The organism is Pantoea sp. V106_11, assembly GCF_029967885.1.
In the GTDB taxonomy this organism is placed as follows: Bacteria; Pseudomonadota; Gammaproteobacteria; order Enterobacterales; family Enterobacteriaceae; genus Pantoea; species Pantoea ananatis.
This window is the reverse complement of record NZ_JASCAK010000034.1, coordinates 1-17,190: the sequence shown is the minus strand read 5'-3', so window position 1 is coordinate 17,190 and position 17,190 is coordinate 1. Positions and strand designations below refer to the sequence as shown.

The window sequence follows — 17,190 nt, the reverse complement described above, 5'->3', positions numbered from 1 at the left end:
AACGGTTTGCGGATAGGGCTGGCAGGTTATTTCTCTATGGCACGGCGCCAGGGCAGACGGTGATACCAGGGACGAGGAACGGGATGCACCAGCGCATTCAGTGCCCGGCTGTAATCCATTACCAGGCCAGGCGTCCAGGCCATGATCTGCGCGCGTTTACGCACCTGTGCGGCGATCCATAGCTCCGGCACCAGCAGGTCGCTCAGTTTTCGCTCATGTGCCAGCGCACCATCCAGGGCGGCTTCAAGAGCATAGGCAACACTACTTGAGCAGTTACGATAAGTCAGGTTGTAGGTGTTATTGCGGCGATAAGATTCCCAGAAGTGATTCAGTTTCCGCAGGCTGAATTTTTTAAACTCGATTTGACGTACAGAATGACACCATTCTGAGGATTCTGTGGCGTAGTCTGGCAGAAAGCGCCCTGCCACATCATTATCACGGGTGGCCTTAAGTGTGCGCAAAAACTCCGAAGGAGACCGATCAATCTCCTCGGCAGGATAAAGGCTGATGTAGAGATAATCAGCCACTTCAAGCGCCGCGTGTCCGGTTGAGATAACACCATTTTCGTCCACGGCGGCGATATAACGGTTAATGACAGGGCGCGAAACAGGCCTGGCTTCGGTGGTTTCTTCAGGCGTCCATACGTGCACAATCAGTGCGCGCGCTGCAGCAGACGTCGGCACCGGATGGGGGGCGGTCAGTTCTTGTTCCTGGATTAAAGGGGAGCTACTCAGCAGTACGTCGCCGGGTTGAATCAGCTGAAAAATAGACGTACCTCTTTTCATCCGCATCGCCTTCCTGGCGATGCCAATGGTACTCAACCCACTGGTAACCATCTGAAAACCAATAAAGAATGATACGGTCGCATCATGGTGACTGAGCAGGAAGAACGAAAAGGAAATTAATCCCAGTCCATAAATAAGCGTCAGCTTCCAGCGGGGAAAGCGCACAATAAAAGAGGAAAAGCTGGTGAAGAAGCCGATGATAAAAAAAGTAAAACCAAAAATGACAGCCAGCAGGACATTACTGTATTCCTGATTAACGATGATAATCAGTGATACGAATAAAAATATGCCGCCTTTGAAAAAAAGAATGCTCTTTTTTGTTCCGACAGCGCTGGTCGCAACACAAAGTGTAAGCATGCTTTCCAGCAGCAGAATATAGCCAAAGATCTGTAATGGAAAGTACGAGTGAAGGTCAAGACCATCGATGAAAAGTAATATACCTGTGATAAACCACAGTGTTGCGGCAACCGAAAGGTATCGGGCATTTCGCTTAATATATGCCGTACCCAGTAGCAACATGGCTATCTGTATCAATCTATCCCTCTCCTAAATGCGCTGAAAAGTCAGGTGGAAACCGACCAGTTACCCAGTATGAACAGCGATCCCTGACGCTCGAATATCAGGGCTCCGCTATCGGTAACGTGCAGCCATTGCCCATTTCCGTATTGCAATCTGAATTGAATCGCAGGAAGCGTCTGCTGAGGTGGAATGGCCTGCCAGTGTCCGGCGAGGCGCTGTTTATCCTCTGGATGCAATTGCGCCAGTATTGCCTCTTTCTTTTCAAGAATCTCGCGAGGAAGCGCAGCAAGTTCACCAGAAAGGTTTTCCCAGCAGAGCGTGCCCTCTGTCAGGTTTAGCTGATAAATGGCCTGTAAATTGAGTCGTGCGTCGGTTTCTGAATTGAAGCGGTAAATATTTCGCGTCACCACCCGTAAAAAAACCAGCAGCAACGCACTGGCGCTTAAATAGCACTGCACAAGGAGCAGGGGTTCACCGGTATGTAATCCCTTGAGAAAGAACGGACCCACGCCCTTATCGGCATAATAGATAACGCAACCTGACAACGTTAATAACGCTATCGATCCGCCACGATTACCCCAGAAGAGCGTTAAAAAAGCGGCAAGAATGATCGGGAGGCAACTGAAAGCGAAAATCAGGCTTTCATCGTGGGTGATCGTATTAGCGATACTAAAATCTTTAACACCGCCACTGAATATCCACAACGACAGTGCCACAATCGCGGCGAGCAGCGTTAAGCCTGACAGAAGTGTTTTGATGGAAATCTGAACGGCTGTGGTAAGGCGGCTGTTAGCAAAGCCCATAATAATGGTGGTGGCCAGGAAAATGCCGGTCATGTCGGCAATAAAACCGGTCCAGAACAGATCGGAAAAGCTGTTTTTTCCTGCTAATGAGAGTCCGATACCGAAAAACACGGCATCCAGAAAGCTGATGATAATGGTTGAGGCGAACCACAACATAATAATATTTAAATCATCACCGGGCCGGGAAAAACGTTTCACTATCCACGCAATTATCAGCGAAGAAGGCAGATCAAGAATGGCGTAAAACGTCTCGGTCGGCAGCCTGCTGAACGAAGGTTTGTCCAGAATCACATCAAGCACAACAAACAAAACACACAGCGCTGGCCATAGTCGCCAGCGCGAATTTAAAAACGCCGCAGTGGCGACGCCAGCAGGAAACCATACGACAGATATGTGCAACTGAGGATCGTCAAATCGCAGCGACAGCACGGCAGACAAGTAATAAAAGACCGCCCATATCGTCATTACTATAAAGTTGGACATTACCGCTGGGACAAATTTTGGCATATACCTATAATAAATCCTGAGTGAACACAAGTTCTCTGAGTGGCTCGCTTGCGAGAATGGTTGTTGGGTTGAATTTTATCAAAAATTATCTTCTATAACCAATATCAGAAACTCTTTTAGTATTCTCAAACGTATCTTTAATTGGTTTACAAGCCATATTTGATTAACAGAGCATAAGCATCCTATGCGAAGTGGAAGGCGGTGTAATGCCTGCTGTCTGGCTGCTCTGCCCCTGCCGAACTTTTGACCCTGTTAAGTTGCATGATGCGGCCTACCCGGTTTTACCGTAGGTTATCCCCGATTTCGGTCAGGTCGTCATGAATCCGCCCTAACCATATACACCTCATCTCAGTGAATAAGAGAGGCATAAAAAGGCGTTGATGAACGGGCTGATCACGCAATCAAACATCTTATTTAACATAAATAGCAACTTCTCACTTCTTCACGGAGCAGATGCGCCATCCTGATGCATGAAATGACGAGATCTGCAAGCGTTTCGGTGGACTGATATTTTTCGAGCCGATTTTCCTCCCGCACGACGTCAGCCAGCAGCACATCCCGCCGTCGCAGAAGTGCGCTGAGAAGCCTGATATCAGTTGCGGGCGGCTCCCAGCGGCGCATTCTGGGTTCTAAACCAGGAACAATCTTCACTATGTTAAGAGATACTGGCGGCATAAAACCTAATGAGCGCAAGCGGGCTGTAGCTCACCTGACACTGTCAGAGCGCGAGGAAATACGAGCCGGTTTGCCAGCCAAAATGAGCATTCGTGCGATAGCTACTGCGCTGAATCGTAGTCCTTCGACGATCTCACGTGAAGTTCAGCGTAATCGAGGCAGGCGCTATTACAAAGCTGTTGATGCTAATAACCGGGCCAGCAGGATGGCGAAAAGACCAAAACCGTGCTTGCTGGATCAGAATTTACCGTTGTGAGAGCTTGTTCTGGAAAAGCTGGAGATGAAGTGGTCTCCAGAGCAAATATCAGGATGGTTAAGGCGAACGAAACCGCGTCAAAAAACACTGCGAATATCACCTGATACAATTTATAAAACGCTCTATTTTCGTAGCCGCGAAGCGCTACACCACCTGAATGTACAGCATCTGCGCCGGTCGCATAGCCTTCGCCATGGCAGACGCCATACCCGCAAAGGTGAAATAGGTACGATTAACATAGTGAACGGAACACCAATTCACGAACGCTCCCGACATATCGATAACAGACGCACTCTGGGGCACTGGGAAGGCGATTTAGTATCAGGCACAAAAAACTCGCATATAGCCACACTTGTAGACCGAAAATCACGTTATACGATCATCCTTAGACTCAGGGGCAAAGATTTTTTCTCAGTGAATCAGGCTCTTACCGAAAAATTTCTGAGCTTGCCGTCTGAACTCCGGCAATCACTGACATGGGACAGAGGAATGGAGCTGGCCAGGCATCTGGAATTTACTGGCAGAACCGGAGTTAAAGTTTACTTCTGCGATCCTCAGAGTCCCTGGCAGCGGGGAACAAACGAGAACACTAATGGGCTAATTCGACAGTACCTTCCCAAAAAGACATGCCTTGCCCAATATACTCAACATGAGCTGGATCAGGTTGCAGCTCAGCTAAACAACAGACCGAGAAAGACACTGAAGTTCATAACACCGAAAGAGATAATTGAAAGGGGTGTTGCGTTGACAGATTGAATCTACAGCGGCTTTTTTTAATATGTCCCGTTCGTCGGTAACCCGCTTCAGCTCTTTCTGGAGACGGCGGATCCCGGCCTGAGCATCTGACTGTTCTTTATGAATGGAAGAATCAGGACCGTACTTTTTTATCCAGGCGTAAAGGCTGTGGGTGGTGATATCAAGACGTGTTGCAACGCTGGAAACAGAATAACCACGATCAACAACCTGTTTGACTGCTTCAGTTTTAAACTCTTCGGGATAACGCTTACCGCTCATGTACACCTCTCTTTAAGTCATCTTAAATGACTCTCAGATGTCTGTTAAACCCGTGGCGATTCAGTCTACATCTGGAAGATGTCAAGCATGATTATTCGATTGCGGATGATAATGAAGATGAGCCTCAGCACCTGTATTTGGTTGAGAGCACTTTCCAGCAGTTCTTTGACATACTGTCTTCGCGGACAATCCAGAAGGGGATGAGCGTTTACAGGAGCTTATAAACGCGTTAAGCCCGCCTCCTTTTTCCTGTGCTTTCAGGATGCTGGCAGTAACACAAGTCGGTATGAGCAATACGTTATACAAACTGGCTGAGTACGTGACCGGTCACCGCGAGACTCTGGTCAGCAGGTTAAAAAGGAGCTTGAGAGTGATCTTCCATGAGATCGATCATCGCTCCTGCATGGGCATCCACATGACGGATATAGCGCATCACTGTCTCGGCCTTTTTCCAGGTACCTTCCTGCATAATCTGTGCAGTACTGTATTTTTTTGTGGCCATATCGATAGCAGCCCCTACCCGGGTACTGTGCCCCGACCATCCCCGGTACCGGTTTTTATTGGGTTTAACATCCGCAGCGGGACCCGCCTCGTGCCAGGCTCGGGCAAAAATATCTTCCATTGCACGGGTTGAAAGCGGCCTGTCGGTACTGATTTTCGCTCGATTGGTACGGTGAACGGGTGAGAATATAAAGGCATCAGGCTCGTTAATCAGGCCCGACGCGTTCAGCCATTCTCTCAGGCGTTGCGTTGAAAGTGCGCCCAGTCCTTTGATAAGCCCCCCGGTCATCACAATGGTTTTCGTCCAGCCGACATCGAGCACAATCCTTCCGTCTGAAGCATGTGAAACATCACGTACGCGGAGACGTCCCAGTTCGCTCACCCGAAGCAGTGTGGAATAGCCCACGTGTAAAAATGCCAGGTCGCGCCGATGCTGCAGAGAATCTGACCCCGACCATCTGGCATCAAGCGTGAGAAGATCGGTCAGACGAAAGGGTATTGCCTGGCCTGTGCGCTCGCCACTAACCACAGCAGTCCGGCTAATTTTCTTCATTGCCCGAAAAACTAAGGGTGAAGCATGGGGAGGAGTCAGCCCTGCGTTACGGTGTAACATGCTGATAAGAGCGAGGTGTGTACCTATAGTCGAAGATGCCCGTCCGTTTGCCTGCAGCCACATAAGATAATCACGCAGGCATTCGGGTTTCATGGGCAGAAAGGTGCGGCCGTACTCCTTCGCCCAGCCGGCGCAGATCCGCATCACGCTGAGCAGCTGCCGCCACGTATTGTCAGAAAAGGCCTCTCGGTCCTGAACAAACGCCCGGAGCTGCGCCACCACGTCAGCTTGGCCGGGCAGCTGAGCATCAGATACGGGTAAATGTGGTCTGAAATCGTCCATTTTTATCCTTTCAGGAGACAGCGCTACGTAAATTCTGTCAGGGAAGCAGGGGAGAAACCCTGCAGAATTTACGTAGCGATGCCTGTTAATTTGTTCACACAGGCCTGAAGATTTCATGCGCGGTTGATCTTCATACCGGATCCCATGATACAGGGATCCGCTGCAGGATCCTAACTTCATATAAGGTCTATTATATGAAGTTAGCAAGATGAGCAGGGAGAGGATTAACAAAGAGACTGAAGATGGGGTTCAAAGAATACCCATTCTCAAATCCCAAATTATTAATATGGTAGTATTATAAATTTGGCAAGAAGTGCAGCGCTTAACATAAGTAGCTACCAACGTAAAAAGAATTATTTAAAATCTGTAAAGCCAGGTTAATTAATCCCTATAGAAAATAATTCAATACTTACCTTATGAACTTCAGATATTCAGATCTGCGGTGGCGGCGTATTTCCCATAAAAATGAAAAAGTAGATTGATTTACAAAACTACTGGATCTAATAACTATCCCATAGTTTTTTTTTATTTTCTTGGAAACGATTAAGCATTTTAATCCAATCACGCTTGAGGTAAGATGCCTTAAAGTAAAATAAAACTCTGGATTAAAAGGGTCATCCTCATCCCAAACCTTCTCCATTGCTACCTCAGCTTTAGCATAAGTGATGAGTAAGTCTAAAATACTGCAAGATAACTTCTCAGGTAAATAAATTATATCCATCTTTAATGAATCAAAATTCAATTTTGGAAGTTTTTTTACAGGGATAATGTGTTTTTCCTTATTTTTAATCCCCCAATCACTAGTCGCCAACAAAAAAAGTTCGGCAGCGCACTCAAGTTTGTATATTATACTATAAAAAGCTAATTTATTTCTTACTAAATATTTCATAGCAGCATCCGTAAATTGAATTTGAATTATGATCCATAATCTATTAAAAAAATAATCATAATTTCTAGGCAAGGTTTTTTATTGAAATAATTTCACTTGAATAGAAACATAAATCACAAAATCCATATTTGTTAACGATTTTTTCACTGTAGCGGTATACACTTTTAGTTGATAAATTTGTTGCTTAAGAAATATCATCGATTATAGCACCACTGATTAAAAGCTTGAGAACATGAGTTTCTTATAAGTTTTTATGAGAGAGTACTTCATAAAATTTTTTAAAACGCAAAAAACTCTTATAAACATAATAAAGCCATAAGAAAATGTAAGATTTTTTAATCCAATAAAATGGTATTAATTCCTATGTATAACGCCTTATCATACATGGAAAATACTGGGGTACTGGTTTTACTAACTATAAGCCTAATGAACAGTTGTATTGGGCTGGATTATTATTAAAAACTAGGTTTTAGCATCTCACAAGGAGCCCTTCAAGCAATCAGTTTATCTTAATGACTTAAATTTAATCAGTGATAAGTTTTTATGCGGAACTTAAAGGCAATTTTCTATTTTAAATTTATATCCAAAAAAAAGCACTTACATTGAAGGTTTTCAGGTTAAAAAAACTTTCACCAATTAACTGAGATTACTTTTTCATAAGAGCATTTTTTAATTCTTCATTATTTACAATGACCTCAGAAAGTAATTTTTTTAAAATTGAATTTTCCAACTCAAGGAAATTTAGTTTGTCATTTGCGTCATTGTAATTATCATCATCGACGCCGGGGATATAAGTTAGCGAGGTAAAGTTTAATTGATCCCTTGATTTAGATGATTGTAAAATTTTGGATGAAACCGATAAATCATCACCAATATCCGGCTCATCCTTTCTTTCATTTAAAATAAATTCATTTTCTGCTAGCTTACCTGGAAGTTCTTTTTTTACCTCTATGTTATTTGATATTACGAACCCTCTTCGAGGTATAGTTTGAATTATATTGCTTTTGAACCCCATTTTAGATAAATGTTTTCTTAGATAGAAAATAGTGTTGTGCAAAACATTCAGTGAAGCTGACATTCCAAAACATTCCCATCCTAAATAAAAAAGGTTTTTATGGGTTACTAAAGATCCTTGATTTTCCAAAAGTGCAGTCAAGCAGAGTGCAGCTGGAGTTCTCAGTTTAGCCGTACAATCGTCGTTTAATCTAATCAATTTTTTTTCACTAACAATGAATATGACACTATTATCGATAGTAAATATTCTTTTCATTTTCTCAACCTTACTAATTTTGCTTGTTTTTAGATTTAATCATCATAAACAAGGCTAGGTTCAAAATCCATTAGGTTTTACCAATCTTATGAATACATAGTATTAACTAAAAATAAAAAATCAATTTAAAAAAATGTAATTTATATTTTATATAACTACATTTTGTATATCTTATTAAGATAATGATAGAAAAAAACCTCCACATACAAGCCTCGATTCAATAATTATTAAAAATAAAACGTTTAAAAATGAAGAATACCACCCTTTCTTTGATAAAAGATAAAGAAAGTGCATTTGGTTTTTGATCTAGCGCAGTGATAGTTAAACTTTTCTTAAAGAAAAAAATAAAAAAAAGGAATAAAAAAAGAATGAAAACTTACAATATCTATTTAATGTCACCGATTATTTATTGAATTCTAAGTAGAATGCTCGATTTAGTTGCTCAACCATGTAAAAGTACACCTGTTTTAGTTAGACGCATTTTTTGAGAGTTTCGTGTTTTAAGACATCAGAGGTACTCTTCAATCGTCAGATTATTCAGAGATTAATGCCGATGATCGGCAATTATTCTCCAAATACGGTAACGTAGACCAGTTTCTGCATCTTCAAGGATAAGAGGAATAGTCTGGCGAGCTCAGAAGACAATACTGCCAATGGGAGTCCCTTGGTCAAGTAACAGCCCTCTTATTTGACAGACTTTCGCAGTCAGTGATTAACAATACGCTGCTTTGTCCGGTGTAAAGCCTTAATATCCTGCTGTTCTTGGCTTTTGGCGGCACGATCTGCATTGTCGGTTGCATCAGAACCACTGCGATGGCCTGTTCATCATTACCGTCTTTCTTTTGCTCGCAGACAAAGGGTTTCACATACTGAAGACTGAGAACCTATTTTTGTGGTCCAGTTTCTGAAACTAACGCTGGCAGTAAAATGCCCTGTGGACGCTTCAGTCCCAATCAGACAGGCTGGAATATTTGTAAGTATCCCGCTTAGACGAACCATTAACTTTTAGAGATCTTCCGACATACTGATTATGTCCCTGAGGAGATCGCCATGCATAAAGCCCGATTTATCGAGCACCAGATCATCACCGTTCAGTAGTCAGTTCAAGCCGGATGTACCGTCAAAGATATCTGCAGCGAAGCAGGACATTATCGATGAGCAGGAAAGTCTATTATTACCAGCCCGATACCCGTAGAGATGAGCCGGTGATCCTGGCGATGACTGAACTGGCGGAGCGCTATCCGCGATACGGCTTTAAGAAGTTGTTCCAGATGCTGCGACGTCAGGACAACAGGTGGAACCATAACAGCATTCACCGGATTTACTGCCTGCTTAAACTGAATTTTCACCGTAAGGGAAAGCAGCGTCTGCCGGTGCGAAATCCGGCTCCACTGGCGACGCCGGAAGCAATTAACCAGAGCGGGCCCATCGATTTTATGCATGATGCGCTGGTGTGTGGCAGACGCTTGCGGACCTTCAATGCGGTGGATGATTTTAACCGTGAAGCGCTGGCTACAGAAATTGACCTGAATATCCCGGCGCAGCGGGTCGTGAGAGTGCCGGACAGGATAGTGGCAAATCGTGGTTATCCGGTATGATGGGCCCGAGCTGGTATCGCTGACGCTGGCACAATGTGCCGAAGAACATGGTGTAATGCTGGAAATCATCATGCCGGGTAAGCCGACGCAGAATGCTTTATTGAACAGTTCAACCGGACGTACCGGAAAGAAATACTGGATTTTTATATGTTCAGAACCCTGAATGAAGCGCGTGAAATCACAGAGCGCTGGCTGATGGAATATAACAGCGAGCGCCCTCATGAATCCCTGAACAACCTGACGCCGGAAGAATTCCCGCTGATGGCAGAAAACCCGGAAGTCTCAAAAAGTGCGTAGAACTAAAACAGGTGTGCTTACAGTTACTGAATAAAAATTTTCAATCTTCATTAGTGCGAGTTAAAATATTGAAATAAAAACAATTTGAACTTACTAACAAATCTTAAGTAGTAAATACGTAAAAACCCTTACTTATAAAAGTCAAAATAAAGGCAAGTCAAGATCACTTAATGGCAACGGGATGAAATTATTTAGTACTACTTTTGTTTCAGGGATCAGTCATTTATCAAATCTTAATGTGGTAATGATTTTGCTGAAAAAAGTGTGGGGTTCTTTTAATCAAATGAAAAACATTCAAGGTTAATAGGTTTATTTAACTTTGGGAGAGGGTCCGGTAAATTGAGTAGACATTGCTTTTGACCATTCCACTTAACTTCCATCGTTAAGCCCGGCCTGATGCCGGTTAGCCATGCATAACCATTATCACTTATGATACCAGTATTTTGCCCAGAATTATTAATTACAACTGCTCCAAATGGAGGGAAAGTGCCAGATCTTAATCTAATTTTAACCATGGCTTTCTCACCAGCTATAATACCAAACTTTCTATAACCTATTGCTCCTTCCGTAAGGGTGTCTTCTACAATTGATTTAGTAACATTAATGTTATCAGGCAATTCATTTATATCTATGCTCACTCTATTACGATAATAACTGTCTACATCAGCCACAACAGCTTTACCGAAAAAATTAGTTATTGTAGGGTTACCGTAGCCGCTTACATGCAGCCCGCTGACACCATCAGTGTCAACCATAATTCGAGTCCCACCAAGATTATTTACTCGATGTAGTGCTGCACCTTTTATTGTTGCTGTAACTCCACCTTGTATACTCATACCAACCGAACTATATTCACCCTGTTGATAACTAGCATTTGCATTAAGCAGGCCCTCACTGCCTTCATGAGTATAAAATGCATTTCCATTAAAATTGTTATAAGAATTACTACCTACTTTGACACTATAGCTATTAATATTGTCTATTTTTTTTGAGTAGCCAATAGAATTGCTGATTCCTTGTCTATCTAATGAGTTATCGTAGCTAAAAGTTGTGTTGTATTTCCATGGAATGCTAACGCTTAATAAAATCCCATCATCACGACGCCCAGAAGTTTTTGTTCGAAAACCTGAAATATTAAAGCTTAGATTTTTTAATCCAAAAAAATCAAAATACTTTGAAATCGAAACGTTGTAGTTGTCTCTTGGAGGTGAATTCCAAAAAGTTTGATGGCTATAGTTTATAAAAGATGATAACCCACCACTTTGAAAGTATCGGCTTAATGATACGTTATATAACTCTTTTTTATTACTGATATTTAAACCATTGAATCGAGCATCTAAATATTGAGACATACTCATAAAATTTTGTTGTGCAAAGCGATAACCGGCAAAAGTTATTTGACTATTATAGTCCTCAAAACGTTTTGAATAATTTAAACGAAAAGATTTACCTTTTAAAATACCTTCTGACGGTAATACAGCATACGATTGAGTCATATCGAAAGACAAGGCTCCCAAGAGTTGTAAATCACGACCTATACCAAGTGCTATCGAACTATAATCTTGTTTAGCAGCCAGGGAACCGCCGTATAAAGACCAGTTATTATTCAATCCCCAAGAGAACTCACCGGAAAAAAAATCCGGACCTTTCATTTCACGCCTGTAGTTGGCTGCCTTACCTAAAGCAAGTTTGTAACGTATCTGGCCTGGGCGTGTAAGGTACGGTACATTCGAACTGTTAACTTGAAAGGTATGAACTGAACCATCCTGCTCTTCAACTTTTACGTCCAAAGTACCAGTTGTTGATGAATCTAAATTTTGAATACTAAATGGTCCAGCGGGCACAGTGTCTTGATATATTATACGACCTAGCTGGCTTACAGTTATTTTTGCATTCGTCTTTGCAATACCAGTTATACGAGGAGCATATCCTCTAAGGTTTGGTGGCAGCATTTTTTCATCAGAAGATATGCTAATCCCTAGAAAGTTAAAAGTATCAAATATGGCTGAAGCAAGATAGCTTTCACCCAAAACAACTTTAGCACCTAAATTAGGTATTGGCCGAAAAGCATAGAATCTATTCCAGCTAAATTCAGAAGATCTGTATTTTGAACTATCATAATAGTTACCCTGCCATTCAGTTCTTATACGCCAAGATCCTAAATTTAATCCATTTGTACCATATCCAGATAATGAACGTGAAGTATTTTCATTAACAGGGTTGTCAACATTTGTGTTGATATTGTAATCCATCATTATTCCAGAGACTCCGTCATCCCAAACTGATGGCGGATCCCAGCCTTCAGAACTATATTCTAGGTAAGCTTGCGGAATAACAATATATAGTTCAAAATTTGATAAATCTCCATGTGCACTCATTCCTTTAATAGATTTAATATTGAGACAACGGTATCCTTTACTGAAATCTGTTTTTTTTATTATATTCTTTTTTAGCCCTAAAATTTTAAGCATCCCTCGAGTAATACAAGCATGACTTTCTTGAGGATTATCATTTGAACTGTAAAATATAACATCTTGCTCAGGTGATTTTTTTTTACCATTAAGGTTAAGACTCATTTTATAAGTCCCTGGCATAATATATCCCGAACGCGAAAACCTACTCAAATCAACATTTTTTCTATCATTTACATCTAAAACATCAGCATTAAACTCAATCGCCATAACAAATTTCGGCAATAAAAAAAAGGTTAAAAGTAATTTATTAAATTTTTTATGGTAGGTTGGGTAACAATTTATTCTACTTGTTAACTTCATACTAAAAACCTGTTAGATAACATCCTGAATTGTAAATTCGATACTCGATTATTCTTCTAAAGCGAACATTCCTCACAGGTTGATACTGAATATCCCACCTAGCTATTTTTATCGCAGGTGTATTTAATTTTGCTTTTATTATTTAAAAAATTATTATTTTAATGTCTATTTGATTATCATTATTTAAAATTTGTCAAATATGGATATAACCCGAAAGGACACAACCGGTGCCGGAAGTGTCACTGTTGTTTCAGATCACTTACTCATGTAAGTAATCGTAAAAATTGGATGCTTTGGCGATTATTGATATGAAAGAGTAAAATTGGCAACAGAACTAAATTCACCAGGAACAATTGTTGATGTTCCATCCTTTGATGCTGGATCGCCAACTAAATAAGCAGCAAAATTCATCGTAGCATTACTATTTTGCAACATTAATCCTGGTGTTGGTTGCCCAAGCTTTATGTCCTGACCACCTTCCGTACTCAAAACAATAGATGCTCCCGAAGCGCTGCCAGTTAATGCTAGATTATTAGGGTTTGCTGTTGACTTCTGACCGGTAAACGTAGCTGTTACCGTTTTATTAGTCAACGATGATACATCGCAGTTTTCAAGCTTAATAGCAAAATATGTTGGTTTGGATTTTCCACCATTCAAAAGAGATTTATTGGCTATTTGCCCTAGGGAAACCGTTTGGTCAGCGCTTTCTGGAGCAATAGAACACGGAGCGTCTATGATAGTGCCTGTGAAAGTTACTTTACCTTGACCTTGGTCTGCCGCATGTGCTGCATTCGTAATCATATACAACGCAATAGGTAAAATAGTTAATTTAAATTTCATATAAAAGCCTCGCTTTTGGTTGGGTTATATAAAACGTGTAACCTCCTTTAATTAGATACTTCAATGCGCTGACTTTCAACAACTCTAGTCATCTAGTTTTATTTTTTTGCCTTTCTTTTAATCCTACTAAAACTTAATTATGGTAAAATGGCATCATTATTAACTTGAAGCAATTGTCGTTGCTTTTGCTCAAATTGGATCCGAACCGGTATCTTCGTCTTAGCTAAATGCTAAAACCGGACAAGGAAGTCATGTTTGAATCACTAAAAATAAAAGCTGGATAAAAATTAATTAAAATAAATTTGAAATTAAACTCAATTTATGGAAAATCATCATAGTTATAGGTTATATGAATAATTAAATTGACTGGTGCTTTTTATATGATTTTATATTTTTTCAAAATTCATAAAAGCATTCAAGTAAATCTTATTACTCATGATAACATTCCTAATATGTGATAATTATTTTTAAATTTATTAACTTAGTTTTCCGGAGGGTAATTATATGAAATTAGTTATTTTCACTAAAAAAAACTCATTAATTTTTTTAACCTTATTGGTCATTACTTTTTTTGAATGTAATGCGTTCGCTGCAATAGCTTTAGACAGAACACGTATAATTTTTGATGGAAATAGTAAATCAATGAGTTTAACCATTACTAATGAAAATAAAGATCTGCCTTTTTTGGCGCAAGGTTGGATTGAAGATGAAAAAGGAAAAAAAATCAACAATCCGATTCTTGTCCTCCCCCCTCTGCAGCGCTTAGAGCCCGGCGAAAGTTCTCAAATTGCACTTCAAACCACTTCTGACATAAATGAAAATCCAAAAGATAAAGAAAGTTTGTACTATTTTAACTTGAGAGAAATCCCTCCCAAAAGCGATAAAATCAATTCATTACAGATTGCCCTCCAAACTCGTATTAAGTTGTTTTATCGCCCTGCTGAGTTGATAGCTAAATCAGAGAAGCTAACCAACATACTCAAAGAGGAGGTGGTATTGAGGAAGATAAAAAGTGGTTATCAATTTCGCAATCCAACGCCTTTTTATGTTACTTTGAGTGCTGCTGCTTCATCGATTAATGGAAAAACCATTAATAGTTTTTATCCTACGATGATCCCCCCCCGTGAAACGGTAGACCTCAAGATTAGCGCTGGCGTTCTTGGGGATCAACCAGTATTAAGCTACATCAATGACTATGGTGGTCAACCAAAAATTGTATTTAATTGTGAAAAAGAAATTTGTAGAGTTGTAGAGATCATTGACAAATAACTTTGACGACAGTTCTTTATTCTAATCTTATAAATTTAGCTTCCATGGTGAATATTTTGCTTCTAAATATTTTTTCTCTACCTCGCTATTTTCTGTTTTTCTTCATTTTCTTATCGAAAAATGCCATGGCTATTCTGTGCTTTTTCCCCGACGGTAGCAGCATCAGCAACCAATGGAACAAAATAGTTTCTCTTAACTTACCAAGAGCAATTACTTCGGATAATAAACAAATTTTTATGGATTTGACACTGAAATGTAAGCGGACTCTGATTTATGATTATGATGACTATTTGGAACTCAAAGATGTGTTGACTGGCCTTCCTTCTGAATTTCAAACAGGTATCATAATTGACGGTGTAGATTATCCAACCACTATAAAAAATAAAAGAATAATAACTTTTAAACCGGGTCAAACAGATACAAAGATAGTTCATGTTAAGTTTTACTTTACAATGGGAGAAGATCCTGGTCATGTGTTTATACCTAAAGGCAGTATTGCACGGATTGAATATCAATTTTTGGGTTATGCTGGAACGGGTCTTATTGGTGGAGTTGATTTTTATCCAAGCAACAGTGTTATATATACTTCTGGATCTTGCAAAATTAATGGTGGTAGAGATATCAATGTAGATTTCGGGCAAGTTAGTAAACTTTTTTTATCTTCCAACGGCGCTACTAGTAAAATTTTTAAAAGTATTTCAGTCCAATATAGATGCAAAAACCCTTTAACAACACCAATTAAAATTTGGCTTTCGGCTGATAACTCATCTTTTTCTCCCTCGGCAATTAAGACTTCCAATGAAAATATCGGGATTGAGACATACTATAATGGTTCTCTTTTGAAGCCTGGTGATAGCGCCAGAACACATTTAAATAGTGGAATTGGCTTTGCATCTTTACGCTTTGAGCTTGTTAAATCGCAGTTTGGTGAATTGAAAACTGGTCCTTTTAAAAGTTCGGCCGTACTTGTTATGAGTCTCGATTAATCATGACTTATTTAGTAATCAGTTTAAAATTGCATTTTTAATAAATGGCTTTCATCGTTCGCGACTACAAAGGTTGCTCATTCTGACCTTACGTCCTGAAAACAGTGCCAGACTAAACTGAAGTTTCCGGTCTTTCTTCCATGTCAAAGAGGGACACATTGCTATGAAAAAACCCGCTAAACCGAAGAACAGATTGCGTTTGCGCTGAAAACGCCCCCGCATGTATGTCAGTGCAGTACATCGCCAGCAACGTCAGGTTCTGACCCATATTGATCATTGCTGGAGTAGGAGTTTCGTGTCGGACAATCTGTTTAACGGACAGCGTTTCCGGGCGCTGACTGTAGTCGATAATTTTATTTAGGAGTGACTGGTGATCCATGCTGGAAAGTCACTGAAAGGTGAGGATGCGGTCGCTGTAATGAAGGGTTGCGGGTGCTGGGTAAGCGCCTGCCACAGATAACGGCAGCGAGTTTATCTCAAAAAGTCTGGATAAATGGGCGTATGAACACGGAGTGACCATGGACTTCTCGCGCCCAGGAAAACCGATAGATAATCCTTTTATTGAATCATTTAACGGCAGTCTGCGGGATGAGTGTCTGAACATTTACTGGTTACTGTCAATGGAACATGCGCAGGAGAAACTCGACAACTGGCGCAGAGAATACAATCATGAGAGAACGCATTCATCATTAAATGACATGACTCCGGCTGAATTTATCCAAAGTCTCTAGAAAGTCGATGATCTCTGATTAAGCACTGCATTGTTTTTGGGGGAAAGTCACAGTTGCTGTTTGCTTGCGTATGATTATTCTCATCCCGTTCTTACGATTGCTTGCTGATGAGTACGCGCGAGAGCAGCCTGAACGACTAAAGCGCATGACACGTAAACAACGGAGTGTGATGACGCTGCCGTGCAGCTGAAAGTGGGCAGTGGTCAGATACTGACAGGCAACGCTACGTGAATTCTGTATAACCCGCAGGGGTTCTGTGCGCCAGTTTTCACGTAGCGCGCCCGGTGCTTAACGGGCTTCAGGTCCAGAGGGGACGCAGGTGAGGTGCCGGTGCGTAACCGGGTAAGTGGCGGGATGTATTATTTAACATAAATAGCATTATGCGTACTTTTATTGTAGCAGCTAAATTCAGATGTCCGCCTCTGGCTATATTGAGATGTCCGCATTATCGTCCTTTTTCCAGGGTTTCCCGGCTGAGGACGCAACTGATGACGGCTTACGGTTCAAACTGATTTGCGATGTCGTAAATACGCTGTATAGATTCAGGTTCTGAAGCTATTTGCGAATAAATATCGTCATTA

Annotated in this window: 9 protein-coding genes and 6 pseudogenes; 5 read left to right on the top strand and 10 right to left on the bottom strand. The window is 40.9% G+C overall.

The genetic code is table 11. The features are described from left to right. Positions 1-26 precede the first annotated feature (26 nt). The 3 genes and pseudogenes from QLG08_RS17895 to QLG08_RS17885 all read right to left on the bottom strand — a co-directional run. Complete coding sequence (locus tag QLG08_RS17895; RefSeq protein ID WP_282473051.1) at positions 27-1,319, bottom strand: MFS transporter; 1,293 nt, start codon at positions 1,317-1,319, stop codon at positions 27-29. Positions 1,320-1,348: 29 nt separating this feature from the next. Further along, complete coding sequence (locus QLG08_RS17890; protein WP_282473050.1) at positions 1,349-2,614, bottom strand: MASE1 domain-containing protein; 1,266 nt, start codon at positions 2,612-2,614, stop codon at positions 1,349-1,351. A 429-nt stretch (positions 2,615-3,043) separates the two neighbouring features. Further along, positions 3,044-3,226: pseudogene (locus tag QLG08_RS17885) on the bottom strand (IS110 family transposase); the annotation flags it as partial. Positions 3,227-3,233: 7 nt separating this feature from the next. Between QLG08_RS17885 and QLG08_RS17880 the strand changes: the two are divergent. After that, positions 3,234-4,301, top strand: a pseudogene (locus tag QLG08_RS17880) (IS30 family transposase); the annotation flags it as partial. Positions 4,302-4,310: 9 nt separating this feature from the next. Here QLG08_RS17880 and QLG08_RS17875 read toward each other — a convergent pair. The 5 genes and pseudogenes from QLG08_RS17875 to QLG08_RS17855 form a co-directional block, all read right to left on the bottom strand. Further along, positions 4,311-4,559, bottom strand: a pseudogene (locus QLG08_RS17875) (transposase); the annotation flags it as partial. A 352-nt stretch (positions 4,560-4,911) separates the two neighbouring features. Continuing rightward, positions 4,912-5,955, bottom strand: coding sequence for a tyrosine-type recombinase/integrase (locus QLG08_RS17870; protein ID WP_110015661.1), 1,044 nt, complete (start codon positions 5,953-5,955; stop codon positions 4,912-4,914). Between the two features lie 409 nt (positions 5,956-6,364). Beyond that, positions 6,365-6,844: a hypothetical protein gene (locus QLG08_RS17865; protein WP_110015662.1), complete on the bottom strand. Its 480-nt coding sequence runs from the start codon at positions 6,842-6,844 to the stop codon at positions 6,365-6,367. Between the two features lie 646 nt (positions 6,845-7,490). Beyond that, positions 7,491-8,114, bottom strand: a complete 624-nt coding sequence (locus QLG08_RS17860; protein ID WP_110015663.1) for a winged helix-turn-helix domain-containing protein — start codon at positions 8,112-8,114, stop codon at positions 7,491-7,493. A 556-nt stretch (positions 8,115-8,670) separates the two neighbouring features. Next, a pseudogene (locus tag QLG08_RS17855) lies at positions 8,671-9,113 on the bottom strand (IS110 family transposase); the annotation flags it as partial. Positions 9,114-9,164: 51 nt separating this feature from the next. On the opposite strand from QLG08_RS17855, the pseudogene QLG08_RS17850 reads away from it, so the two are divergent. Further along, positions 9,165-10,009: pseudogene (locus tag QLG08_RS17850) on the top strand (integrase core domain-containing protein). Between the two features lie 275 nt (positions 10,010-10,284). Here the strand turns inward: QLG08_RS17850 and QLG08_RS17845 are convergent. Beyond that, on the bottom strand, positions 10,285-12,783 hold the full coding sequence (locus QLG08_RS17845; protein WP_282473049.1) for a fimbria/pilus outer membrane usher protein: 2,499 nt from the start codon (positions 12,781-12,783) through the stop codon (positions 10,285-10,287). A gap of 300 nt (positions 12,784-13,083) precedes the next feature. Continuing rightward, a complete protein-coding gene (locus QLG08_RS17840) occupies positions 13,084-13,623 on the bottom strand; it encodes a fimbrial protein (protein WP_210487747.1) in 540 nt (179 codons plus the stop codon). 504 nt (positions 13,624-14,127) lie between these two features. Here QLG08_RS17840 and QLG08_RS17835 point away from each other — a divergent pair. The 3 genes and pseudogenes from QLG08_RS17835 to QLG08_RS17825 all read left to right on the top strand — a co-directional run. Beyond that, positions 14,128-14,892 carry a fimbria/pilus periplasmic chaperone gene (locus QLG08_RS17835; protein ID WP_110015666.1) on the top strand — a complete coding sequence of 255 codons (765 nt, stop codon included), beginning with the start codon at positions 14,128-14,130 and terminating at the stop codon, positions 14,890-14,892. 125 nt (positions 14,893-15,017) lie between these two features. Continuing rightward, positions 15,018-15,878, top strand: a complete 861-nt coding sequence (locus QLG08_RS17830) for a fimbrial protein (protein WP_282473048.1) — start codon at positions 15,018-15,020, stop codon at positions 15,876-15,878. A 193-nt stretch (positions 15,879-16,071) separates the two neighbouring features. Then, a pseudogene (locus QLG08_RS17825) lies at positions 16,072-16,609 on the top strand (integrase core domain-containing protein); the annotation flags it as partial. Positions 16,610-17,190 lie beyond the last annotated feature (581 nt).